Annotated in this window: 18 protein-coding genes; 6 read left to right on the top strand and 12 right to left on the bottom strand. The window is 65.4% G+C overall.

Going from position 1 to position 17,672, the window contains the following annotated elements:
• Window positions 1-97: 97 nt before the first annotated feature.
• Window positions 98-352 (bottom strand): helix-turn-helix domain-containing protein, encoded by a 255-nt coding sequence (locus tag ACH4UM_RS06700; RefSeq protein WP_398174570.1) that lies wholly within the window; start codon window positions 350-352, stop codon window positions 98-100.
• Window positions 353-763: 411 nt separating this feature from the next.
• On the opposite strand from ACH4UM_RS06700, the gene ACH4UM_RS06695 reads away from it, so the two are divergent.
• Window positions 764-1,774, top strand: coding sequence for an AAA family ATPase (locus ACH4UM_RS06695; protein ID WP_398175045.1), 1,011 nt, complete (start codon window positions 764-766; stop codon window positions 1,772-1,774).
• Entirely contained in the window at window positions 1,771-2,322 is a 552-nt protein-coding gene (locus ACH4UM_RS06690) for a guanylate kinase (protein WP_385013918.1), read from the top strand. The genes ACH4UM_RS06695 and ACH4UM_RS06690 overlap by 4 nt, the downstream gene beginning before the upstream one ends.
• 24 nt (window positions 2,323-2,346) lie before the next feature.
• On the opposite strand, the gene ACH4UM_RS06685 is transcribed toward ACH4UM_RS06690, so the two are convergent.
• Complete coding sequence (locus ACH4UM_RS06685) at window positions 2,347-3,216, bottom strand: DUF1932 domain-containing protein (RefSeq protein WP_398174567.1); 870 nt, start codon at window positions 3,214-3,216, stop codon at window positions 2,347-2,349.
• A complete protein-coding gene (locus tag ACH4UM_RS06680) occupies window positions 3,213-3,878 on the bottom strand; it encodes an HAD family hydrolase (protein ID WP_398174564.1) in 666 nt (221 codons plus the stop codon). The genes ACH4UM_RS06685 and ACH4UM_RS06680 overlap by 4 nt, the downstream gene beginning before the upstream one ends.
• A 239-nt stretch (window positions 3,879-4,117) precedes the next feature.
• Between ACH4UM_RS06680 and ACH4UM_RS06675 the strand changes: the two genes are divergently transcribed.
• Entirely contained in the window at window positions 4,118-4,822 is a 705-nt protein-coding gene (locus ACH4UM_RS06675; RefSeq protein WP_398174561.1) for a nucleotidyltransferase domain-containing protein, read from the top strand.
• Window positions 4,823-4,946: 124 nt separating this feature from the next.
• Window positions 4,947-5,432, top strand: a complete 486-nt coding sequence (locus tag ACH4UM_RS06670; protein WP_398174559.1) for an NUDIX pyrophosphatase — start codon at window positions 4,947-4,949, stop codon at window positions 5,430-5,432.
• Between the two features lie 43 nt (window positions 5,433-5,475).
• Here ACH4UM_RS06670 and ACH4UM_RS06665 read toward each other — a convergent pair whose 3' ends face one another.
• The 4 genes from ACH4UM_RS06665 to ACH4UM_RS06650 all read right to left on the bottom strand — a co-directional run bounded on the left by ACH4UM_RS06665 (window position 5,476) and on the right by ACH4UM_RS06650 (window position 9,117).
• On the bottom strand, window positions 5,476-6,459 hold the full coding sequence (locus ACH4UM_RS06665) for a phosphotransferase (protein ID WP_398174556.1): 984 nt from the start codon (window positions 6,457-6,459) through the stop codon (window positions 5,476-5,478).
• 145 nt (window positions 6,460-6,604) lie between these two features.
• Complete coding sequence (locus ACH4UM_RS06660) at window positions 6,605-7,213, bottom strand: helix-turn-helix domain-containing protein (protein ID WP_398174553.1); 609 nt, start codon at window positions 7,211-7,213, stop codon at window positions 6,605-6,607.
• Between the two features lie 111 nt (window positions 7,214-7,324).
• Window positions 7,325-7,879: a flavoprotein gene (locus ACH4UM_RS06655; protein WP_398174550.1), complete on the bottom strand. Its 555-nt coding sequence runs from the start codon at window positions 7,877-7,879 to the stop codon at window positions 7,325-7,327.
• A 5-nt stretch (window positions 7,880-7,884) separates the two neighbouring features.
• Entirely contained in the window at window positions 7,885-9,117 is a 1,233-nt protein-coding gene (locus tag ACH4UM_RS06650; protein ID WP_398174547.1) for a helix-turn-helix domain-containing protein, read from the bottom strand.
• Window positions 9,118-9,665: 548 nt separating this feature from the next.
• Here ACH4UM_RS06650 and ACH4UM_RS06645 point away from each other — a divergent pair.
• Together ACH4UM_RS06645 and argS are read left to right on the top strand one after the other, a co-directional pair.
• Complete coding sequence (locus tag ACH4UM_RS06645) at window positions 9,666-9,821, top strand: hypothetical protein (protein WP_398174544.1); 156 nt, start codon at window positions 9,666-9,668, stop codon at window positions 9,819-9,821.
• Between the two features lie 213 nt (window positions 9,822-10,034).
• A complete protein-coding gene (argS, locus tag ACH4UM_RS06640; protein ID WP_398174541.1) occupies window positions 10,035-11,762 on the top strand; it encodes an arginine--tRNA ligase in 1,728 nt (575 codons plus the stop codon).
• Between the two features lie 14 nt (window positions 11,763-11,776).
• Here the strand turns inward: argS and ACH4UM_RS06635 are convergent, their stop codons facing one another.
• From ACH4UM_RS06635 to ACH4UM_RS06615, 5 genes are all read right to left on the bottom strand, one after another.
• Entirely contained in the window at window positions 11,777-12,310 is a 534-nt protein-coding gene (locus ACH4UM_RS06635; RefSeq protein ID WP_398174539.1) for a hypothetical protein, read from the bottom strand.
• 89 nt (window positions 12,311-12,399) lie between these two features.
• A complete protein-coding gene (locus ACH4UM_RS06630) occupies window positions 12,400-13,152 on the bottom strand; it encodes a sulfotransferase family protein (RefSeq protein WP_398174537.1) in 753 nt (250 codons plus the stop codon).
• Between the two features lie 32 nt (window positions 13,153-13,184).
• Entirely contained in the window at window positions 13,185-14,051 is an 867-nt protein-coding gene (locus ACH4UM_RS06625) for a histidinol-phosphatase HisJ family protein (RefSeq protein WP_398174534.1), read from the bottom strand.
• 23 nt (window positions 14,052-14,074) lie between these two features.
• Window positions 14,075-14,599, bottom strand: coding sequence for a nucleotidyltransferase family protein (locus tag ACH4UM_RS06620; protein WP_398174531.1), 525 nt, complete (start codon window positions 14,597-14,599; stop codon window positions 14,075-14,077).
• A complete protein-coding gene (locus ACH4UM_RS06615) occupies window positions 14,596-17,613 on the bottom strand; it encodes a pyridoxal phosphate-dependent decarboxylase family protein (RefSeq protein WP_398174528.1) in 3,018 nt (1,005 codons plus the stop codon). The genes ACH4UM_RS06620 and ACH4UM_RS06615 overlap by 4 nt, the downstream gene beginning before the upstream one ends.
• Between the last annotated feature and the right edge of the window lie 59 nt (window positions 17,614-17,672).

The raw sequence follows: 17,672 nt of genomic DNA, 5'->3' as shown, positions 1-17,672 counted from the left end.
GGTGAGTTCCCCAGGTTCGGTGGGTTCTGGGAAGACGATCAGGATGGTCTGTGACGCAGGCACGCTTGCCAGCAAGATCGCGCTCCGAGGTGCTCCGTCAGGAGGCCGTCCGGAGAGGCGTGCTCGGGGCGGCAGGCACGGGGCGGAGCATCGGCCCCGTGATGTCGACGGGTGCGTTCAAGCCGTCCAGGAGCACGATGATCCGGTCGACGTTGGTGAGGCGCCGCTGCCCAGACTCCAGCATCGACAGAAAAGCCTGGCTCAGCCCCGTCAGGAGGGCCATGTCTTCCTGACGCAGACGGCCGTACTCCCGTACGAGCTGGCACAGCCTGCCGAAGTCCCTATGTAACAAGGCTTCTCTGACGTCCTGGCAAGCCCATACATGGGGCGGAACGGATGGGCCCGCAGGCTGTGCAGCCGCCTCGCTGCGAGCGCAGCCGGAACAGGCGTCGTCGCTGTTGTACCTGCTCAGGCGGCACTGGCAGGTACGGCACCGGCGAGTGTCCCACGAAGTTGCAGCTACCTCAGTGATCCGCGGCCCCGACACCTGATCGTCTCCTTCGCTCGCTGATGAACCTCGATCCGGCACCGGCCGGCGTGGGCCCCATCACACCGGCGTTCGACTCTGTGGCGTATCACTGGCGCTTGGCGAAACTGCTCAACGTCGGGCGACGTGACTTTTCAACATCCGCTTACACATGTGTTCGTTCGGGGCAGACTTAGGGTCACGATCATGGTGAGTAGCGGGCAGGTGGTAGCAGGCATGGGCAAAGGCCGCGCGGGGTGGCGTCCGGACCAGCTTCGTGCCATGCGCGAAGCACATGGTCTGACGCTTGAGGGCGCCGGCGAGCGGCTTCGTGAAGTGGCCGGCGCTGCCGGACTCACTGTGCCGGCAGCGAACTTCCAGACGCTGTGGCAGCACGAGCAGGGCGAGGTGTATCCCGGCCCTCACTACCGTCGGGCTTATTGCCTTCTCTATCGTGCCACTGAGCCGGAGTTGGGGTTCCGTAAGGCACTGCCGGGTGAGCAGACTCAGCTCAAGCTCACACCGTCGAAGGCGGAACCGCTCGGCGACCACGTGCTGGCTGTTGAGCGCGCGGTGCTGCAGATCGCTCCGGGCGACGCCAACAGCAACGGTAAGGAGGTTCAGCAGAGGATCATCGACGCCTGGAGACGTCGTCACACTGGCGGCGATCCGAACCGGCCTACTCTGTTGATGGTGGGCGGCTTCGCCGGCAGTGGGAAGTCGGAGTTCTCACGGTTCATCTCGCGGCTCACCGGATGGCCTGTCCTCGACAAGGACCCCATCACCCGTCCGCTTGTTGAGCGGCTGCTGGTTGAGATGGGAAGCGATCCAAACGACCGCCACTCCCCGGTATATCGGGAGAGTGTGCGACCCCTGGAGTACCAGTGCTTGCTGGAGACCGCCTACGCCAATGTCGATTGTTCGATCAGCACGGTGCTCACCGCACCGTTCGTTGCCGAGGTGAGCGACGAGCGGTGGATGCGCCGGCTGATCAACCGGTGCGAAGCTCGGGGAGTGACCGTGGCGGTCATCTGGATCCAGTGTGATCTGGAGACGATGCACGAGTACATCAGCTTCCGCTCGGCAGCCCGCGACAGCTGGAAGTTGCAGAACTGGGACGAGTACGCCTCGACGATTGACCCGGAGCTGCGTCCGGTCGTACCGCACTTGGTGGTCGACAACCGTCTGGGTGCGGCAATATCCCTCACCGACCAGGTGCGACAGATCTTCGGGGCGGTGTTCGCATGAGTCAGGGCATCCTGCTCTACGGTCCACCCGCATCTGGGAAGGACACCATCACTACGGTGCTGTGCGAACACAACCAGTCCTACAGCGCGTTCAAGCGTCTGAAAATTGGCAGTGGCCGCACCGATGGCTACCGCATGGGGACCGCCGATCAGCTCGTAGAGCTCGAGGCACGCGGAGACGTGATCTACCGTAACGACAGGTACGGCAACATCTACCTCGTAGACCGTCCGGGCCTTGTCCAGACCATGCAGGACGGGTCCGTTCCCATCCTGCATCTCGGGCAGGTTGCGGGACTTGAGGCGGTAGTGGATAGGTTCCCAGCCTCGTGGAGCAGTGTGTTGCTGTGGTGTTCACGGGAGAGCACCGCGGCCCGTTCCAAGGGGCGCGGCGACAGCGACACCGAGGCCCGCCTGGCCGCCTGGGACGCTACGGCCCAAGACGTCGAGGCCAGCTCGGATTTCGGCTGGGATCTGCGACTCGATACCGATGCCATGTCGCCCACAGAGGCGGCCCAGGAGATTGATCGTCTGATTCGCCACGGCATCTGACCGCAGGCGAACCACGGCAACTCGCTATGGTTCGGCGTTACCCTCCCGGCCTTGGTCAACTTGCAGAAGCGAGAGTGCCTCGGCGACGCTGAGTTCGCGGTCTCGGGCGTCCGACCACTGGTGGAGGACTCGGCTGGCTGCTCGCATCAGGTCATCGGGGAGCCCGATCTCCCTCAGCAGAGCTGCTGCATCGTCGAGTTCAGGGCTCCAGCGCCAGGCGCGGGACGCTGTCTTGGGGATGTAGTCGGTTTCGGTCAGGTAGCTGCCGCCCCGTTTCCCGGCGATCTTGAGGAGCTCGTCGGCTACGCCGCTCGCATCGGCGACGCCGTAGGCGAGCGCCGCCAGGACGCGGGAGGCCTTCTGGTAGCTCGAGTAAGACAGCTTCAGTGCAGAGGCCGCTCCCACCTCGGTGCCCAGCACGTTGGCCTTCACGTCGCTCGCGGCGAACAGGGCCGTGGCTTGGGAACAGCCGTCTGGGTCTCCGGACAGATACAACGTGGGCTGCTTGCCGCCCACAGGCGGGGAGCCGATCACCGCGCCGTCGATGACCTTGGTGCCAGGAAGCAGTTCTGCGACATCCTGGACGCGGCGCGGCGTAATCGCGTTCGCCTCGATATACAGTCGGCCATCGAACCCGCAGGCAGCCACCTGCTGTGCGACATCCACCGCGGCGGCAGGCGGACACAGAGACAGCAACACGTCAGCATGCGCCACGAGTTGCGCAAGGTTCTGCACGCCTTCGAGGCCAGCGTTCTCGGCCCGGGCGCACGACTGGCGGCTGCGGCCATCTGTGCACCACAGCACCCGGACGTTCTGCTTTCGCAATTGGGCACCGAAAGCAGCGCCCATGCTGCCGGGGTGCATCAGCCCGACAGTTATCCCCGTGACCATCATCGTGCTGTCCTCGTCTGGGTGGTGTTCAGCAGCAGTGCGATGGCGCTGAGCGTGTCGGGTACCGCGTGGTTGGGCGGGGTGAGGTGATCGGGCCATGGTCTGTGGTGGCTGACCCAGATGGTTCCGAGGCCAGCGGTTTGAGCTCCGCGGATGTCGTTCTCGGGATTGTCGCCAACCATCCAGGCTTCCTCCCAGGGGGTGCCGCCGCAGCGGGCGACAGCGACGTGGAAGGCGTCCGCTTCTGGCTTGCGTGCTCCGATCTCTTCTGAGATCACGATGGCGTCGACAGCCTCCGTTATTCCTGCGGCGGCGATTTTGGCGCGCTGGATGTCGGCGGCTCCATTGGTGAGGATGCCCAGTCGCCATCGCGCCTCGTGTAGCTGGTCGAGGGCCTCGACGATGTCCGGTCTACGGGGAACTCCGGCGGTGATTCCAGTGACGTAGTTATCCCAGAGGTCCGTAGCCTGCGCCTCGAGGCCGAGCTCCTGACGCAGTCGTTCGAAGGTGGCCGGGTAGGCCCTTTCCCGGAGCGCCCCAACAAGGTGCCCCTCGTCTTCGTCACTCAGGCCTTGGAGGCGGCAGAAGTCGGCCGCCCATTCCGTCAGCGCCCACTGGCGGTTGATGAGGGTGTTGTCGAGGTCAAAGAGCACCAGCTTCTGCACAGCGCGAGACCCTAGCTGAGCCCAGCGGTCGTCACGAGGTCTGGCCAGTGGACGAGACGGCCTTGGCTGGCGTGGGCGATGTTGCGAACGGGCGCAGGAGAGAACTGGCAACGTTAGCGCCGCGATCACCACATGCCGTTCTCCACAGCCTGTGAACACCCTCACCGCCGGTCACTGTCCGCGCGTCCGGATGCAGAAAGAGGATGCACGTTGCCCAAAGGCCCTGAATAGTGGCCTACATGGATCCGGTTGCCGCAGCTCGCGCCGTTGCAGAGGAACGTCATCCTGCCGCTCGCGCGGCGTTCCTAGGGGGCAGCGTCGTCACGGCGCGCCGCACGGCAACGTCTGACCTCGACATCGTGGTGCTGTTGCACGGAGCGCCGGCTCCATACCGGGAGAGCCTTCAGCATGGCGAATGGCCGGTCGAATTGTTCGTGCATACCGAGGAGACGTGGCACGCCTTCGTAATGCGGGAGGTAGTGAAGCGCCGGTCGCCTCTGCTGTGGATGTGCGCGGACGGCCTGCTGCTCTTCGACAGGGATGGAGTAGGTGAACGTCTCGCTGCTGAAGCCCGGAAGCTGGCCGCCGCTGGACCACGCGCTGTGACGGGCGAAGAGATCGAAGACTATCGCTACGCGATCACTGATCTCCTGGATGATCTCGCTGCGAGCACCGACCGGGTTGAGCGCCTGTTCATCGCTACCGAATTGACCCGTCGAACCGCCGAGTTGGCGCTGGCTGTTGGCGGGGCTTGGAGTGGTGGCGGGAAGTGGCTCGCGCGTCGTCTTGAGGCCCATGCACCCGGCCTCGGCGTGCGCCTGCACCACGCTGTCCGCGATGCGCTGGAGGGCCAGGACGAGGCCCTTGTCGATGTGGTCGACGACGTGCTGGGGCAGGGCGGCGGCCGTTTGTGGGCCGGCTACCGGCGCAGCGGAACGCCATGACGGATTTGGTAGCCGTACGACGTGAAGTGTCGGCACCGAGGTTCGTCGACGTTCTCGCCGTGAGCATGGAGTTCCCGGGGGCCAGACGACAGCGGGATGCTTGGCGGTGCCCTACCGTAAAGCGATGACTGACGATCCGAAGGGCCGGGCCCCGTTCCAGGTGCTGGTTCTGCCTTTCCGGCAAACCGGGGATGGGCTGAGATACGCCCTGTTCCGGCGTGCAGATCGGGGCTGCTGGCAGGGTGTGGCCGGAGGCGGCGGAGCAGGGGAATCCCCGATGAAGGCGGCTCGGCGAGAGACGGCCGAGGAGGCGGGCTTGGACGGCGATCTTGAGTTCGTCGAACTCGACTCTCGCGCGACGATCCCGGTGGTGTACGTCACCGGCGAGTTCACCTGGGGACCGGATGTACTGGTGATCCCGGAGTTCGCCTTCGGGGTGGGAGTCGACAGCCCGGAGCTGACGCTTTCCAACGAACACACCGAGTACAGATGGTTCGCCTTCGACGCGGCGATGACGGCTGTGCAGTGGGATTCCAACCGCTCGGCCCTGTGGGAACTCGATCATCGTCTGCGCCGCGCAGGTCGCGACGGATTGACGGCTCGCTCGTGAACTTATGGTCCGGTGGGGCTGCCCGTTGGGTCACTCTCCGTGGTTAGAAGGTCCAACCGCGCCGGTCGGCGAGCCATCGCAGTGTGACCTCGCCGCACCAGGTCTGGTGCTGGCGAATGTACGGGGACCAGTCGGCCGGGGCTTGTGCGCCGGAGACCAGGAAGAAGCCCGAGAGGGCGGCCAGGGCCGCATCGAGCTGCTCACTGTCGACTCCGCGGGCCGTGGGGTGGTTTGCGAAGAGCTCGGTGGCACCGTGTCCGTCGGCGTGCGCTGTGGCCAGGAGGAGCACGAGGTCAAACCAACTCGCCCCTAGGCAAGGCCAATTCCAGTCGCAGATCCAAGCCGATCCATTCGTATCGAGCAGGACGTTGTCCTGGCGCAGGTCGTGGTGAAGGACTGCATCGCCGGCCACGGCCTGCCGCCACTGGGTCTCCAGCTCAGCCAATGTGTCGAACTGGTTGGTCGGCACCCATGGCGGCAGGGCTTCCGCACTGGAGGCACCGCCGGCGAGGCCGCGCCAGTCGTCGAAGTCACTGCCGTCACCGATCAGCTTGAGACCGACCTGCTGGAGGGCCGCGGGTGGCGTTGAGAGTGCTGCGGCTGTGACCGTGTAGGCGTCGAGCGTTGCTGCCAGATCGCCAGGATTCCACGGCGCGCTGGGCATGCGGCCCCCATCGACCGCATCGAAGCCCAGGACGATCCACCCGGCTACCCGTTCCTCGATCCACTGCAGGCGGGGCGCCGGGACCTCTGCGGGAAGCGCCTGGTTGATCACTGCTTCCTGCCGGTAGCAGTCAGCAATCGCGGTGTCGTCCAGGGCGACTGCTTTGATGAACTGAGGCCCGCTGTTCCCGTGGAGCACGGCGGCAAAGCCGCTGGTGAACCCGCTTCCGGCGCTCGGCCCGACGGCTACCACGCCCCCCAGGCGGCGGGAGACGAGCCGACGGACGTCCTGCGGGAGGTCGTCCCAGCGCGGGCGTACGGCCGTGGCGCTGTACTGAAGACGCGGGGTGATGATGTTCGGCATTCCGCCAGGGTGAGGGAAGTACATCTGCCTGCGCGACGCATTTCTCATGAGCGGCTGGGGCGATCCACCCGGTGGCCGCCACCACCTGGCCTGCGATTACTCGCCACCGCAGTCTGATGGCGAGATCACGATATGAGGTGGAACGTCAGGAGGCTGTCCGCAGATGTGGGCCTGGAGCGGCAGCTACGGAGCGGAGCATCGGCCCCGTGATGTTGACGGGTGCGTTGAGGCCGTCCAGTAGCACGATGATTCGGTCGATGTTGGTGAGGCGTCGCTGCCCAGATTCCAGCATCGACAGAAAAGCCTGGCTCAGCCCCGTGAGGAGGGCCATGTCCTCCTGACGGAGGTGGCCGTTCTCTCGTACGAGTCGGCACAGCCTGCCGAAGTCTCTATGTAACAGGGCAGGTCTGACGTCCTGGCAAGCCCATACGTCGGATGGGACGAAGGGGCGCGCGGGCTGCACGGCTGTCCCACTGCGAGCGCAGCCGGAACAGATGTCTTCGCTGTTGTACCGACTCAGGCGACCTCGGCAGAGGCTGCAGAGCCGGGTGCGGGTGGTTGGCGTGGGGGCGCTTCGTGCGACGCTCACGGCGGTGCGCTCGGTGCCCGACGGCGTTGTGGCAGCAACAGACGAGTGTCGAGATGAGTAGTCATTGCCACCTACCGCATCCGTGCGTGCGTTCGGGCCGCCCTTGGGTGCGTCGCCCCAGGTCGTTGCGCTGGGGGGCGCCGCGGTCAATCCCTGATCGGGCATCCGTTCCCTCCATTAGTCGGTGATGCCCTCAGACTGGCGCCGGTCAAAGCGAAGGACCCGGACAGACTGTCCGGGTCCAATTTCCCTTACTTCCAAGGCTTGTTGATTGGGTCAGGACATTGCCTCGCTGGCTTCGCTTAGTACGGCTTCCCACGGATGCCGGCGCCCCGGCATCCCAGCCCGCGGCTCGGCGAGCGGCCATACCTCGTCTCCGTAGATCAACCGAACCCCTGAATCGTGAAGGGCCTTGATGTGCCCTTGCCATGCGGGGTGGCGAACGTGTGCGGCGTTCACGCGGGGCCAGACGACTACCGGGAGGTCCAGTGTTCCGATGGCTTCGTTGACCTGTGTCAACGCCTGGTTGTCTGAGATCCCCAGGGCGAGCTTGGCGACGGTGTTGGCACTGGCCGGGGCCACGACGTAGCAGTCGACAGGCGGATGCGGCCGGGAGTCACCCGGCAGACGTGATTCGGACCGTACGGGAAGGCCGGTCAGCCGCTCGAGTTTCGCCGTCTCCCCGCTTGCGCGGAGCCACTGATCTGCGGTCGGTGTGAGCGTGACCGCAACCGTCCAGCCCCGTTCGAGCGCCGGGATCACGAGCCCTGTACTCAGTTCTTCGATCCCGCCGGCGCTCGCTCCGACGACGCCCAGCACCTTGCCCCGCATCGAACTCACTGCACCGCCCTGCATCGGTGGGCCATGGCCAGCAGCTCGGACGAGTGGCTGCCGCCCGTGACCGGGAACTGCTTCCTAAGATCGCGAAGGGTCTCGCGGACACGTGGATTGTTCCGCACGAGCTGGGGCGAGGTGCGTTCGGCCTCGCGCAGTTCCCTGAAGGACTCGTCGACGAGCCCCCTGAGGCAGAGGCCGCGCGCATAGTCGATGCGATGAGTCACGGCGCGTTCCGCTGGCATGTGGGAGACATCGATGCGGCCATGCTCGACGACGTACGGGATGTTCTCCAGGTCGAGCTCGATTGACAGGCGGTGCAGTTCGACGTTCGTCGGCCCGAAGCACGTCTGCCAGTGGTTCTCGTCGGAACCGAGTCGGTCGGCGAGCCGCTTCGCCTTGTCCAACAGGGAGTTGGCAGTGTGCCGATCCTGGTGTCGTGCAGCGGCCACAGCAGCTCGCAGATGAATCATGCCAAGCAGGCTCAAGGCGGCCGGGTCGTCGTCGCGAACCTGACTCGCGAGCCAGGCCGCGGCGGTATCGCCCAGTTCGAGGGCGTCCTCGTATCGCCCGTTGGCCAGCAGTGCGTGCGTACCGGAGCGGGCGGCGGAGACGAGCGACAGCGGGTCCTCGGATTCGTCGGCGGCCCGCATGGCGCGCTCGGCCGCGAGCCACGACAAGTCGGACTCGCCGACCTTGGCGAGGGTGGTTGCCGCCAGGTGATGCGTACGGGCCGAGACGGCGAGGCCGCGGCGCCGCTGATGGCCAGGCGGGTGGTCTTCCAGCTCCTGGGCAGTCCTCAGCAGACCGGGCAGGGCGGCGATGACGTCGCCAAGCATGCCTGCCTGGTAGTCGCCCCAGCTGCGCTCGACGAGGACCTGCACCTGCTCTGACCTCGGCAACTGCCTCTCCGCCGTGGGACCGAACAGCAACTTGGAGAGCCGTCGAGGGCTCATCAGCGCATCGCGGACGGCTGGCACGTCGTCCATGTGTTTTTCTTCGTCCTCCAAGAGGACGGGCTGCCCCATCAAGTCGCCGAGAGGGACACGCAGTACGCGAGCGAGTTCAGCGAGCTTGTCGATTCTCGGCGGCTTTCGTACTCCTCGCTCGATCTTCGACAGCCAGTCGGTGCTGTGCCCGACGAGGCCGGCGAGGACGGGCTGCGTGTAGCCCCGGCGCTCGCGGTAGAACGCGATCCGCTCTCCTATGCTGAGGTGATCACCAAGACCACGCATGCGCGCTGCCTCCCCAACTTTGGTCCGTCATTCACGGTAGCGGCCGAGCAGGCCGCGAGATCAGGCAGCGATTCGGGCTGCGGTGCCATGTTCAACATCCGCTCTCCGGCCTAGAACGGCCCGGACACTTTGTCCGGCTACACCCACGAGTGAGGAGGTGCCAACGGTGTCGTGCAGTCACGAGCACGGTTCCTGGCAAGGTCAGCGTCAGCACCAAAAAGGTTGTTTGCGTTGATGAGGACATCCGGGCATCCCTCGCACGCTCAGGGATCAAGAAGCCGGTGATCGTGAGCGGCCAGCGTGAGGAACTACGTGCTCCCCAACGTGGTCCAAGAGCCCACCGTCGATGGGTCTCGCATGTCGCTGTTCCCGCTCAGCTCCAACCGGGCCTAGGTAAGGGAACATGGCGGCCTGATCTCCGACAAACATGGCGACAGGCACGCCGGCGAGATCGAGACCTCCATCCTTTTGCACTCCACTCTCGGGCTTGTGCACCTCGGCTACGGGACGCCGATCACGATGGCGGTGCTCGGCGGCTCACCCCAGGTGTGGACGCCTACACGGACTCCGGCGTGATCGGTTACCCGTCCTACGGCACCGCGGGCGAGGCGAAGGCCGTGCTGGCTACCCTCAAGGAGACCTTCGCTGAAGGCCTTGAAGCTCTGGGCGAACGTGCGGACGACGAGGAGGGGGCCGCCCGGTAGCAGGTGGCCCAGGCGGCTGCAGGAAGCCAGGCGTAAATGATCTTGAAATCCTGGCGGACAAATGCCGCACATCCTTTGTAGTGCCTGATCAGTGAGCTTCTAAGCTCGCCTCATCCCTGCGGGTAATGGGGCCCGCGATGCGCCTCTCAGGTGCTGCCAGCCCCCGGGTCTTGTGATTGGACACTGTTCTTTCGCCTCGGATAGATTTTTAGAATGGCGAATCTGGAAGAATTGCTGCATCAGAGGTTGGCCCCGGCATTCGAGACGGTGGCAGGCGCCCCCGTCGACCCGGTCATCCGACGATCCCAGCACGCTCACTTCCAGTCGGACGCAGCCCTGGCGCTGGTTCGCAAGATCGGTGGCAACCCGCGCGAGATCGCCAGCCGGGTCGTGGAGGCCGCGCAGCTTGACGATCTCTGCTCCTCGGTCGAGATCTCCGGGCCTGGGTTCATCAACCTGACCTTCTCCGACGAGGTTCTCGCACGTCTCCTCGCTGACACCGTCGGTGACGAGCGGCTCGGCGTAGCGCAGGCCAAGGCCCCGGAGACCATCGCGATCGACTACTCCGCCCCAAACGCAGCCAAAGAGATGCACGTCGGACACCTGCGTTCGACGATCATCGGCGATGCAGCCGTGCGTCTCCTGGAGTGGCAGGGGCACACCATCATTCGTCAGAACCACATCGGCGAGTGGGGCACCCCCTTTGGCATGCTCGTAGAGCACCTGCTGGACATCGGAGAGTCCGAAGCCGCACACGAACTGTCGGTCGGCGACCTCAACGGCTTCTACAGGGCCGCGCGCGTCAAGTTCGACGCCGACGAGACGTTCAAGGACCGGGCCCGCAAGCGGGTCGTCCTGCTGCAGAGCGGCGACGAGACGACCTTGCGTCTGTGGAAGACGCTCGTGGACGAGTCGAAGAAGTACTTCATGACCGTCTACGGCATGCTGGGCGTCCGCCTCACCGAAGACGACTTCTTCGGCGAGAGCTACTACAACGACCAGCTCCAGTCCGTAGTGGATGAGCTGGACGAGCTCGGCCTCCTGCGGGAGAGCGATGGCGCCCAGTGCGTGTTCCCCGAGGGCTACAAGAACCGGAACGGCGACCCTCTGCCGATCATCGTCAAGAAGGGCGACGGCGGCTTCGGCTACGGCGCCACTGACCTTGCCACGATCCGGCACCGCTTGCGGAACCTCCACGCCACTCGCCTGCTGTACGTCGTGGGGCTGCCCCAGCACCAGCACCTGGCGATGATCTACGACGTGGCCCGGGACGCACGCTGGCTCGTTCCACCCGCCCGCGCTGAGCACGTCGGACACGGGTCGATCCTCGGCGACGACGGCAAGATGCTGCGTACCCGTGCCGGCAAGTCAGTGAAGCTGGTGGATCTCCTCGAAGAGGCCGTGGTCAGGGCATCCGCGGTGGTCGCCGAGAAGAACCCCGAGCTTGATGAAGAAGCCCGTGCCGCAGTCGCCCAGGCCGTCGGCATCGGAGCCGTCAAGTACGCGGATCTTTCCACCGACCGCACGCGAGACTACGTCTTCGACGTCGACCGGATGGTGTCCTTCGAAGGCAACACCGCCCCCTACCTGCAATACGCGCGAGCCCGGATCTGCTCCATCTTCCGCCGCGCGGGTGTGGAAACGCCGCTGCAAGGTGTCGAGAAGCTGGTCATCACCGAGCCTGCCGAGCGTGCCCTCGCTCTGGAGCTGCTTGAGTTCAGCAGCCTCCTCGACGAGGTCTCCGAGACGCTGGAGTTCCACAAGCTCGCCAACTACCTGTACGGGCTGGCGTCGGCGTTCACAAGCTTCTACGAGAAGTGCCCTGTCCTGCGCGCCGAGGGCGATGTCAAGCAGAGCCGCCTGGCTCTGTGTGACATCACCGCTCGGACCCTGGAGCTGGGCCTGGGCCTCCTTGGGATTGACGCCCCAGACCGTATGTGAGCCGTAGGCGCCCGCTACCGGCGAGGCACAGGGCGCCAGTTGAGCAATCCTGTTGAGGAGTACGACCCGCACCACCGGTCGTACTCCTCAACGTCGTTAACTCCGTCGTCAAGGACCGCGCGGTAGACATCGATCGACCGGTACTCAGTGCCGCGCGCCACGAGGGATTCCTTGATGCGCAGGATCGCACTGCGGGTCTGGGAACTCAGTGCGGCGCGCATCGGTTCCACGAGGTCAGCCGAGCGTGGCCCCTCGTAGTCGGTGGGTAGCAGCCACATCTGCACGGTCCAGGGCACGCAGCGAACCCGGTAGCGCACCTCCCAGCCGAGACCGGCATCTGGCTCGTTGACCGCGTTGAGGAACAGGACCTTGTCGACGGCCGGGTCTTGGGCCCACTCGGATACGAGGGAGAACCCGGCATCGACACGTAGAGAACCGTAGATCTCAATGTCAATGTCGGGGGAAACCAGCAGGCCGTACGACATAGCCCCACACAGCTTCGGCACACCGAACTGCTCCCACCGATGGAGCGGTTGCAGCGCGTTCATGACACCACGTGCCTGCTCTTGCCTGGCGTCCTGTCGTTGAAGGGGGGAGGCGCCGTTGTCCGGCGCCTCCCCCCTGGTTGCCGGGGCTGTCACCGATGGGCCTCCATGTACCCGAAGGCGCGGCAGGCTTCCATCAGGCTGTCCGGCACATCCGCGTCTGCCGGCAGGCTCCGGCCGGGCTGGACGACGCCGCTCTTGATGTTCTCGGTGAAGTCGCCGATCCCCTGCACGAACGGGCCGTGATCCACGGTCCCGTAGTTCAGCATCTCGGGCTCCCACGGCACGTCGAGGTAGGCGCAGATCTCCCGGGTCACCTCCTCCGCATCGCGGGTGAGGTCCTCGTAGCGCACCGTGGCACCGTTGAGTGTGCGACGAGCCGCGTCGAGTTCCCGGAGATACGTTGTCACCAACTGCTGTGTCTGTGCCGGATCTTGCTCGGGCTTCCCGGCCAGCGACGACTCCAGGATGTGCAGTGGATGCCGGAGCAGGAAGATATACCGGGCCTGCGGCCAACACGCGGCGAGCCTGCGCCATAGCAGCAGGTTGCCGGGGGTCTTGTCCACCACGATGTCCTTGCCCGCGACAGCCAGTTCGCGGTGAAGCATGCGGTCCCAGAGCAGGTGTTCGATCTCGTCCTTCTCCAGGTTCAAGGCTTGCATCGCCAATTCGATGTAGGGGCTGGAGAGCTGGACTTCAAGATCGGCCAAGTGCAGCTCGTGCGGTGCCCGGATCTTGCTGTGAGTGTCCAGGATGCACCGCAGGAGCGTCGACCCGGAACGTATCGAGCTGAGGATGAACACCGGCGATGGCACCAGGCGATCCAGTGCTGGCTTCGATGGCACGGGCAATCTCCTCGTTTCCTGTCCTGGGTTGGTCATCGGCGCCAGAAGTCGATGGGGTCCTTGCCCGGCTTGAAGCCGTGCGCTTCGACCATGGCCGCAGTCGCGGCGAAGTTCCGGCCGACGGTCTCCGGCTCGTGGGAGTCACTGCCGAAAGACACTGCTGAACCGCCCTCCTCGTACCACCAGCGCACAACCTCGGCCGCGGGCCAGGGGCCTTGGGTGTTCATTTCGAGTGCCCTGTCCGAGCGGGCCAGGGCACGCAGGACGGCCCGGTACTCCTCTTCGTAGTCGTTTGCGTTGAACGGCTTCGCGTCCTTCGGCCAGGCGCGCATCGGGTAGTCGATGTGGGCGAGGACGTGGAACACGTCGCTGCTTTCCACCATGTGGAGAGTCTCGGTGAGGTAGGTGCGCATCAGTTCCTGGGCGTTGTCGGCCGTGAACAGGAACGGCGCATAGTGGATCTGTCCGTCGACGATCAGCGAGTGCAGCGAGCCAAGGAGCCGGTCAAAGGTCCTACGCTCCAGCAGCGCGCCGATCTCGTCCTTGAACAGGTGGGGCTCACCGAGCTCCATCCCGGACAGGATCTTGAGATCCGGGTAGCGGGCGCGGCAGCGTTCCAGGCACTCCCAGTACCCGTCCGTGTCGAACAGGCCGCTGTGCGCGTGTGTGTCGATGACACGGACAATGGAGGAGTCTTCCTTCTCCCCGGGGAACGCCCATGTGGTGAAGTCCGCATGGTCGGTGAAGGAGATGGCCGGCAGGCCGAGGCGGATAGCCTCTTCGCAGGCCTTCTCCATCACCGCTGTCGAGGCGTCCCAGGACCACTCCGTGTGGACGTGGTTGTCTGCCGGAAGCGGCTGTCCCGGCGTGGCCTTCCATGCGTAGTCTTCCGTGGCCAACTGATCGTCCTTCCTTGTGTAGTTCAACTGCCGTGGCGGACGCCGAGCGCCTGAAGCGCCGTGTGCTCCGCTGGTGCTCCCGGGATGCCCAGATGCTGTGCGACGACCTGCTTGGCGTGGTCGGTCAGCTCGTCGAGCTGGGGACAGGTACGTACGGTGAGGCGTGTCCCGAGTAGGGCGCGCAGCACCTCTGCTTCGTCTGATGCGGCCAGTTCGGGGTCTACGTGCCCGTGCGTCCGTGCCTGTTGGATGGCTTGGCGGACGGTGCGGCTATCGAGGGCCTCTCGGCACTGCTGGCGGGTGAAGACTTCGATCGGGTACTCGGGGTCCGGTGTGTAGCCGAGGTGTCTTTGGAGTTCGACGAACCCGGATCGCAGATGTGTCGTCGTCTCGGCGGTCTCGGGTTCGGCGAGCAGCACGAAGCAGTCGATATCGCTGCCGGGCCCGGCCTGGCCGGTCGCGACGGACCCGTAAATGAACACGCCGATGGCATGAGGGCACATTTTGTGGAGGTACTGGTCGATCGCTGCAGTGACTGTGCTGGTCATTCGGCGTCGTTCCAACCGGCCGGGCCGCTCAACCGTGGCGCGTCGGGGGTGGTGTTGCCGGATATCTCCGTGAGCATGGCCTGGGTGAGCGGCAGCGCCTCCTCGACCAGCCGTTCCACTGCCACGTCAAGATCGTTCTGGGTGAGCAGCGGGTTGCCCGGACATGCGGCCATGATCGTGTAGCCAGTGCCTCGTCCTGCGCCGACGCGGTCGGCGAGGTCGGACAGGGAGTGCTCGTCGAAGCAGACCTCGCCGGCCTGGTACAGGGCGGTGTTGATGCGGGACGTGTAGGAGCTGACGATCTTCGCCGCGCGCGTCTTGCCTGCCGGATCGAGCGTCGCTACGGCTCGCCGTACGGCGGGAGGGCAGAACACGAACGCCAACCGGTAGAAGTCGACGTCGTTAAGTCGAACGAACAGCCCGGTCTCGTCGAGCCTCCGTTCCAGGTATCGCACCAGGACCTGGCGTGATTCGACGAGGGCGCCCAGCGTGTCCGTGCCGACGTGGCGGAGAAGCATCCAGGTCGGCAGGCTCTCGAAGCCTCGGGAGCCGAGGAAGGGTGTGATGAGCCCGAGGTCCCAGCAGTCGTCCTCCATGACGGTCTTCTCGTGGCGGCTGAACTGGGTCAGGACTTCCCGCTGCCGGAAGAGCACGTAGGAGGAGGGGTAGGGGGTGAAAAGGCCCTTGTGTGGGTCGAGCGACACGGAGTCGGCCTGCTCGATTCCGCGCAGGTGCTGCTGCTTCAAGCGTTTGTTGAAGATGAGGCTGCCTCCGTGGCAGGCGTCGACGTGGAACCAGACGCCGTGCTTACGGCACACGTTGGCCAGCTCCTGGAGGTCGTCCAGGCCTGTGGTGCGGCAGTTGCCCGCGACGCCGACCACCATGAAGGGAGTGCGTCCGGACGGCGGGTTGGACAGCAGCTTGTCGACGGCCTTCGGGTCCGTGGTGAAGCCGTCTTCGGCGTCGACAGAGAGGACCGCGTCCCAGCCGAGGCCCAGGTGGAAGGCGGAGTCGCTGTGGGAGTAGTGAGCGATGGGGCCAGCCATCACGACGGCGGGCTGGGTGTCGAGTGCACGAAGGCCGTCCTTGCGTGCCTGCGGGAACGTGTGCCCCAGGGCGGCGAGCATGGCGATGTGGTTCGACAGGTGACCGCCGGTTGTCCACAGGCCGGAGACGTCCTTGACGCCCCGAAGTTCGGTCAGCGGGGCCGTCGGGTAGCCGATTAACTCGCGCAGCCACTCGATGACTTGGGCTTCCACGAAGGTTGCTGAGGGGGCACTGCGGTCGACAGCGATGAGATTCTGATTGAGTAGCGGGCTGAGGACGTGGCCGGCGAGGGCAGCCAGGGCATTGCCGGAGTCGGGGAATGCGAGATACCGGGAGTGGCCCTGCCCGATCGAGTGGCGGGCAAGGACGTCATTGACCTCGGCGAGGACCTGTCCGAAGCCGATGCCGTGCTGTGGGAGCGGCTGCGCGATGGACTTCCTCAGCGCGGAAGGGTCGGCGTAGCGCAGGAAGGGCTGTTCCGGCTCGCGGCCGTGTAGGAAGTCCAGTCCAGACCGCAGGGTCTCAATGAGGTCGGCTTGGTGCTTGTCGCGAGCTTGAGTGCTTCCGACCAGGTATGTGTCTCGGGTTTCCTGCGTCACGCCGCCGACATGCGTGCCCAGGTGGAACAGCAGGTCGTCGACCAGGCGTGCAGGGTCCGTGTCCAGACGCTCGTACCAGTTCGCGGTGCTGTGGCGTGCTTCGGCCAGAGCGGCCGTGCCAGCGGCTTCCAGGACCTCGATGAGGCTATCGGTGCGCATCGCGGGACGGTCGTCGCCGGTGGAAGCCAGACGGATGGTGCGGCAGATGTCCGCTTCCATGGCCGCCTCGAACGCTTCGAGGCATCCGACCAGCGTTGTTTCGTCTCCGAGCCGGGACAGATGCTGGAAAAGGCGGACTTCCTGGGCTACGGGCAGGAAGTCACCCCAGAAGTGGCCCAGTTCATGCCCGTAGAGGGTTCCGTTGTCGCGTGACTGCTCGGGGCGGTTGTGGCGGCCTTCGAGACGGAGCGACTGCATCAGAAGGTCGCGGCGTTGCCCCCAGGTGACGGACTCGACGGCAAGCAGTGCCTTCTCGAAGGGGTCCGCCGGAAGCGCGTGGTTGTCCGGAATCTGAGGCGCACCGTCGTCGTTGGCGAAGATCTCTTGCGCCTCGTCGGGGGTCAGGCTGTCCGCGAAGAAGATGCGGTGCCACAGCAGGCACTCGGCTGCTCTGGCCGGCGCAGTCGCGATGTCGACGACTTCCTCGAAGTCGATGAGGACGATCACGCCGTTGCTGAGGAACATGTTCCTCGGTGCGAAGCCCTGCCAGATCAGGCCCGCATCCAGCATGGCCCGCCGCAAGTCTCGTAGGGCAGTGACGACGTGGTGCCGTTCAGTCGGAGCGAGGTTGCCCGAGCGCAGTTGGTCCTCGAGCGTGATGCCGAAGTTCTGGGAGAACGCCCAGGGGTCTGTGGCGTCCCTTGCCTGGACGAGCGCGTACGAGCGTTGGACGGTGAACTGGAACTGGCCGTCACCGGCAGTCTGCGGCAGGAGGTTGACGATCAGCGCCTCGTTGGTGCGCCTGGTGCCCACGGATGTGGAAGGCCACACAAGAGCCACTAGGTCGTACGGCAGCGGCCCGTCTGCCGGGATGAGCCGCGCTTGGCGCGACGGGTGGATAGGGACCGCGGTTTGGGTGAGGGGGGCCTGCCTGGCCAGGAATGCGTCCAGTTCGACCGTGGTCGTGAACAGCTCTTGGAGGGCGTTCACCAGGCTCCTGTCGCCGCTGAAGGTCAGCGGGCTGTTTGTCCCGGCCGGTGCGATGGTGGTGGTGGCCCCTGTCAGGGCACTGATGGCGTGGTGCGGATGATGCACGGCGAGTTCCCGCGCCGCCGCCATGTCCGTGGAGGCCGCGAAGGCTTCCATTTGTGTGAGGACGATGGAGTACCGGCTGCGGAAGCGGTCGGAGATGCGCCGATTTGCTTCCATGGCCGTACGCCACTGCGCCAGCCGCTCGGCATACGGGCGCGCCAGTCGAGATGTCCGTG

The sequence above is a fragment of the Streptomyces sp. NPDC020801 genome (assembly GCF_044334385.1).
Taxonomy (GTDB): Bacteria; Actinomycetota; Actinomycetes; order Streptomycetales; family Streptomycetaceae; genus Streptomyces.
Note: the sequence above shows the minus strand (reverse complement) of the source record. Positions and strands in the feature narration are given on the sequence as shown.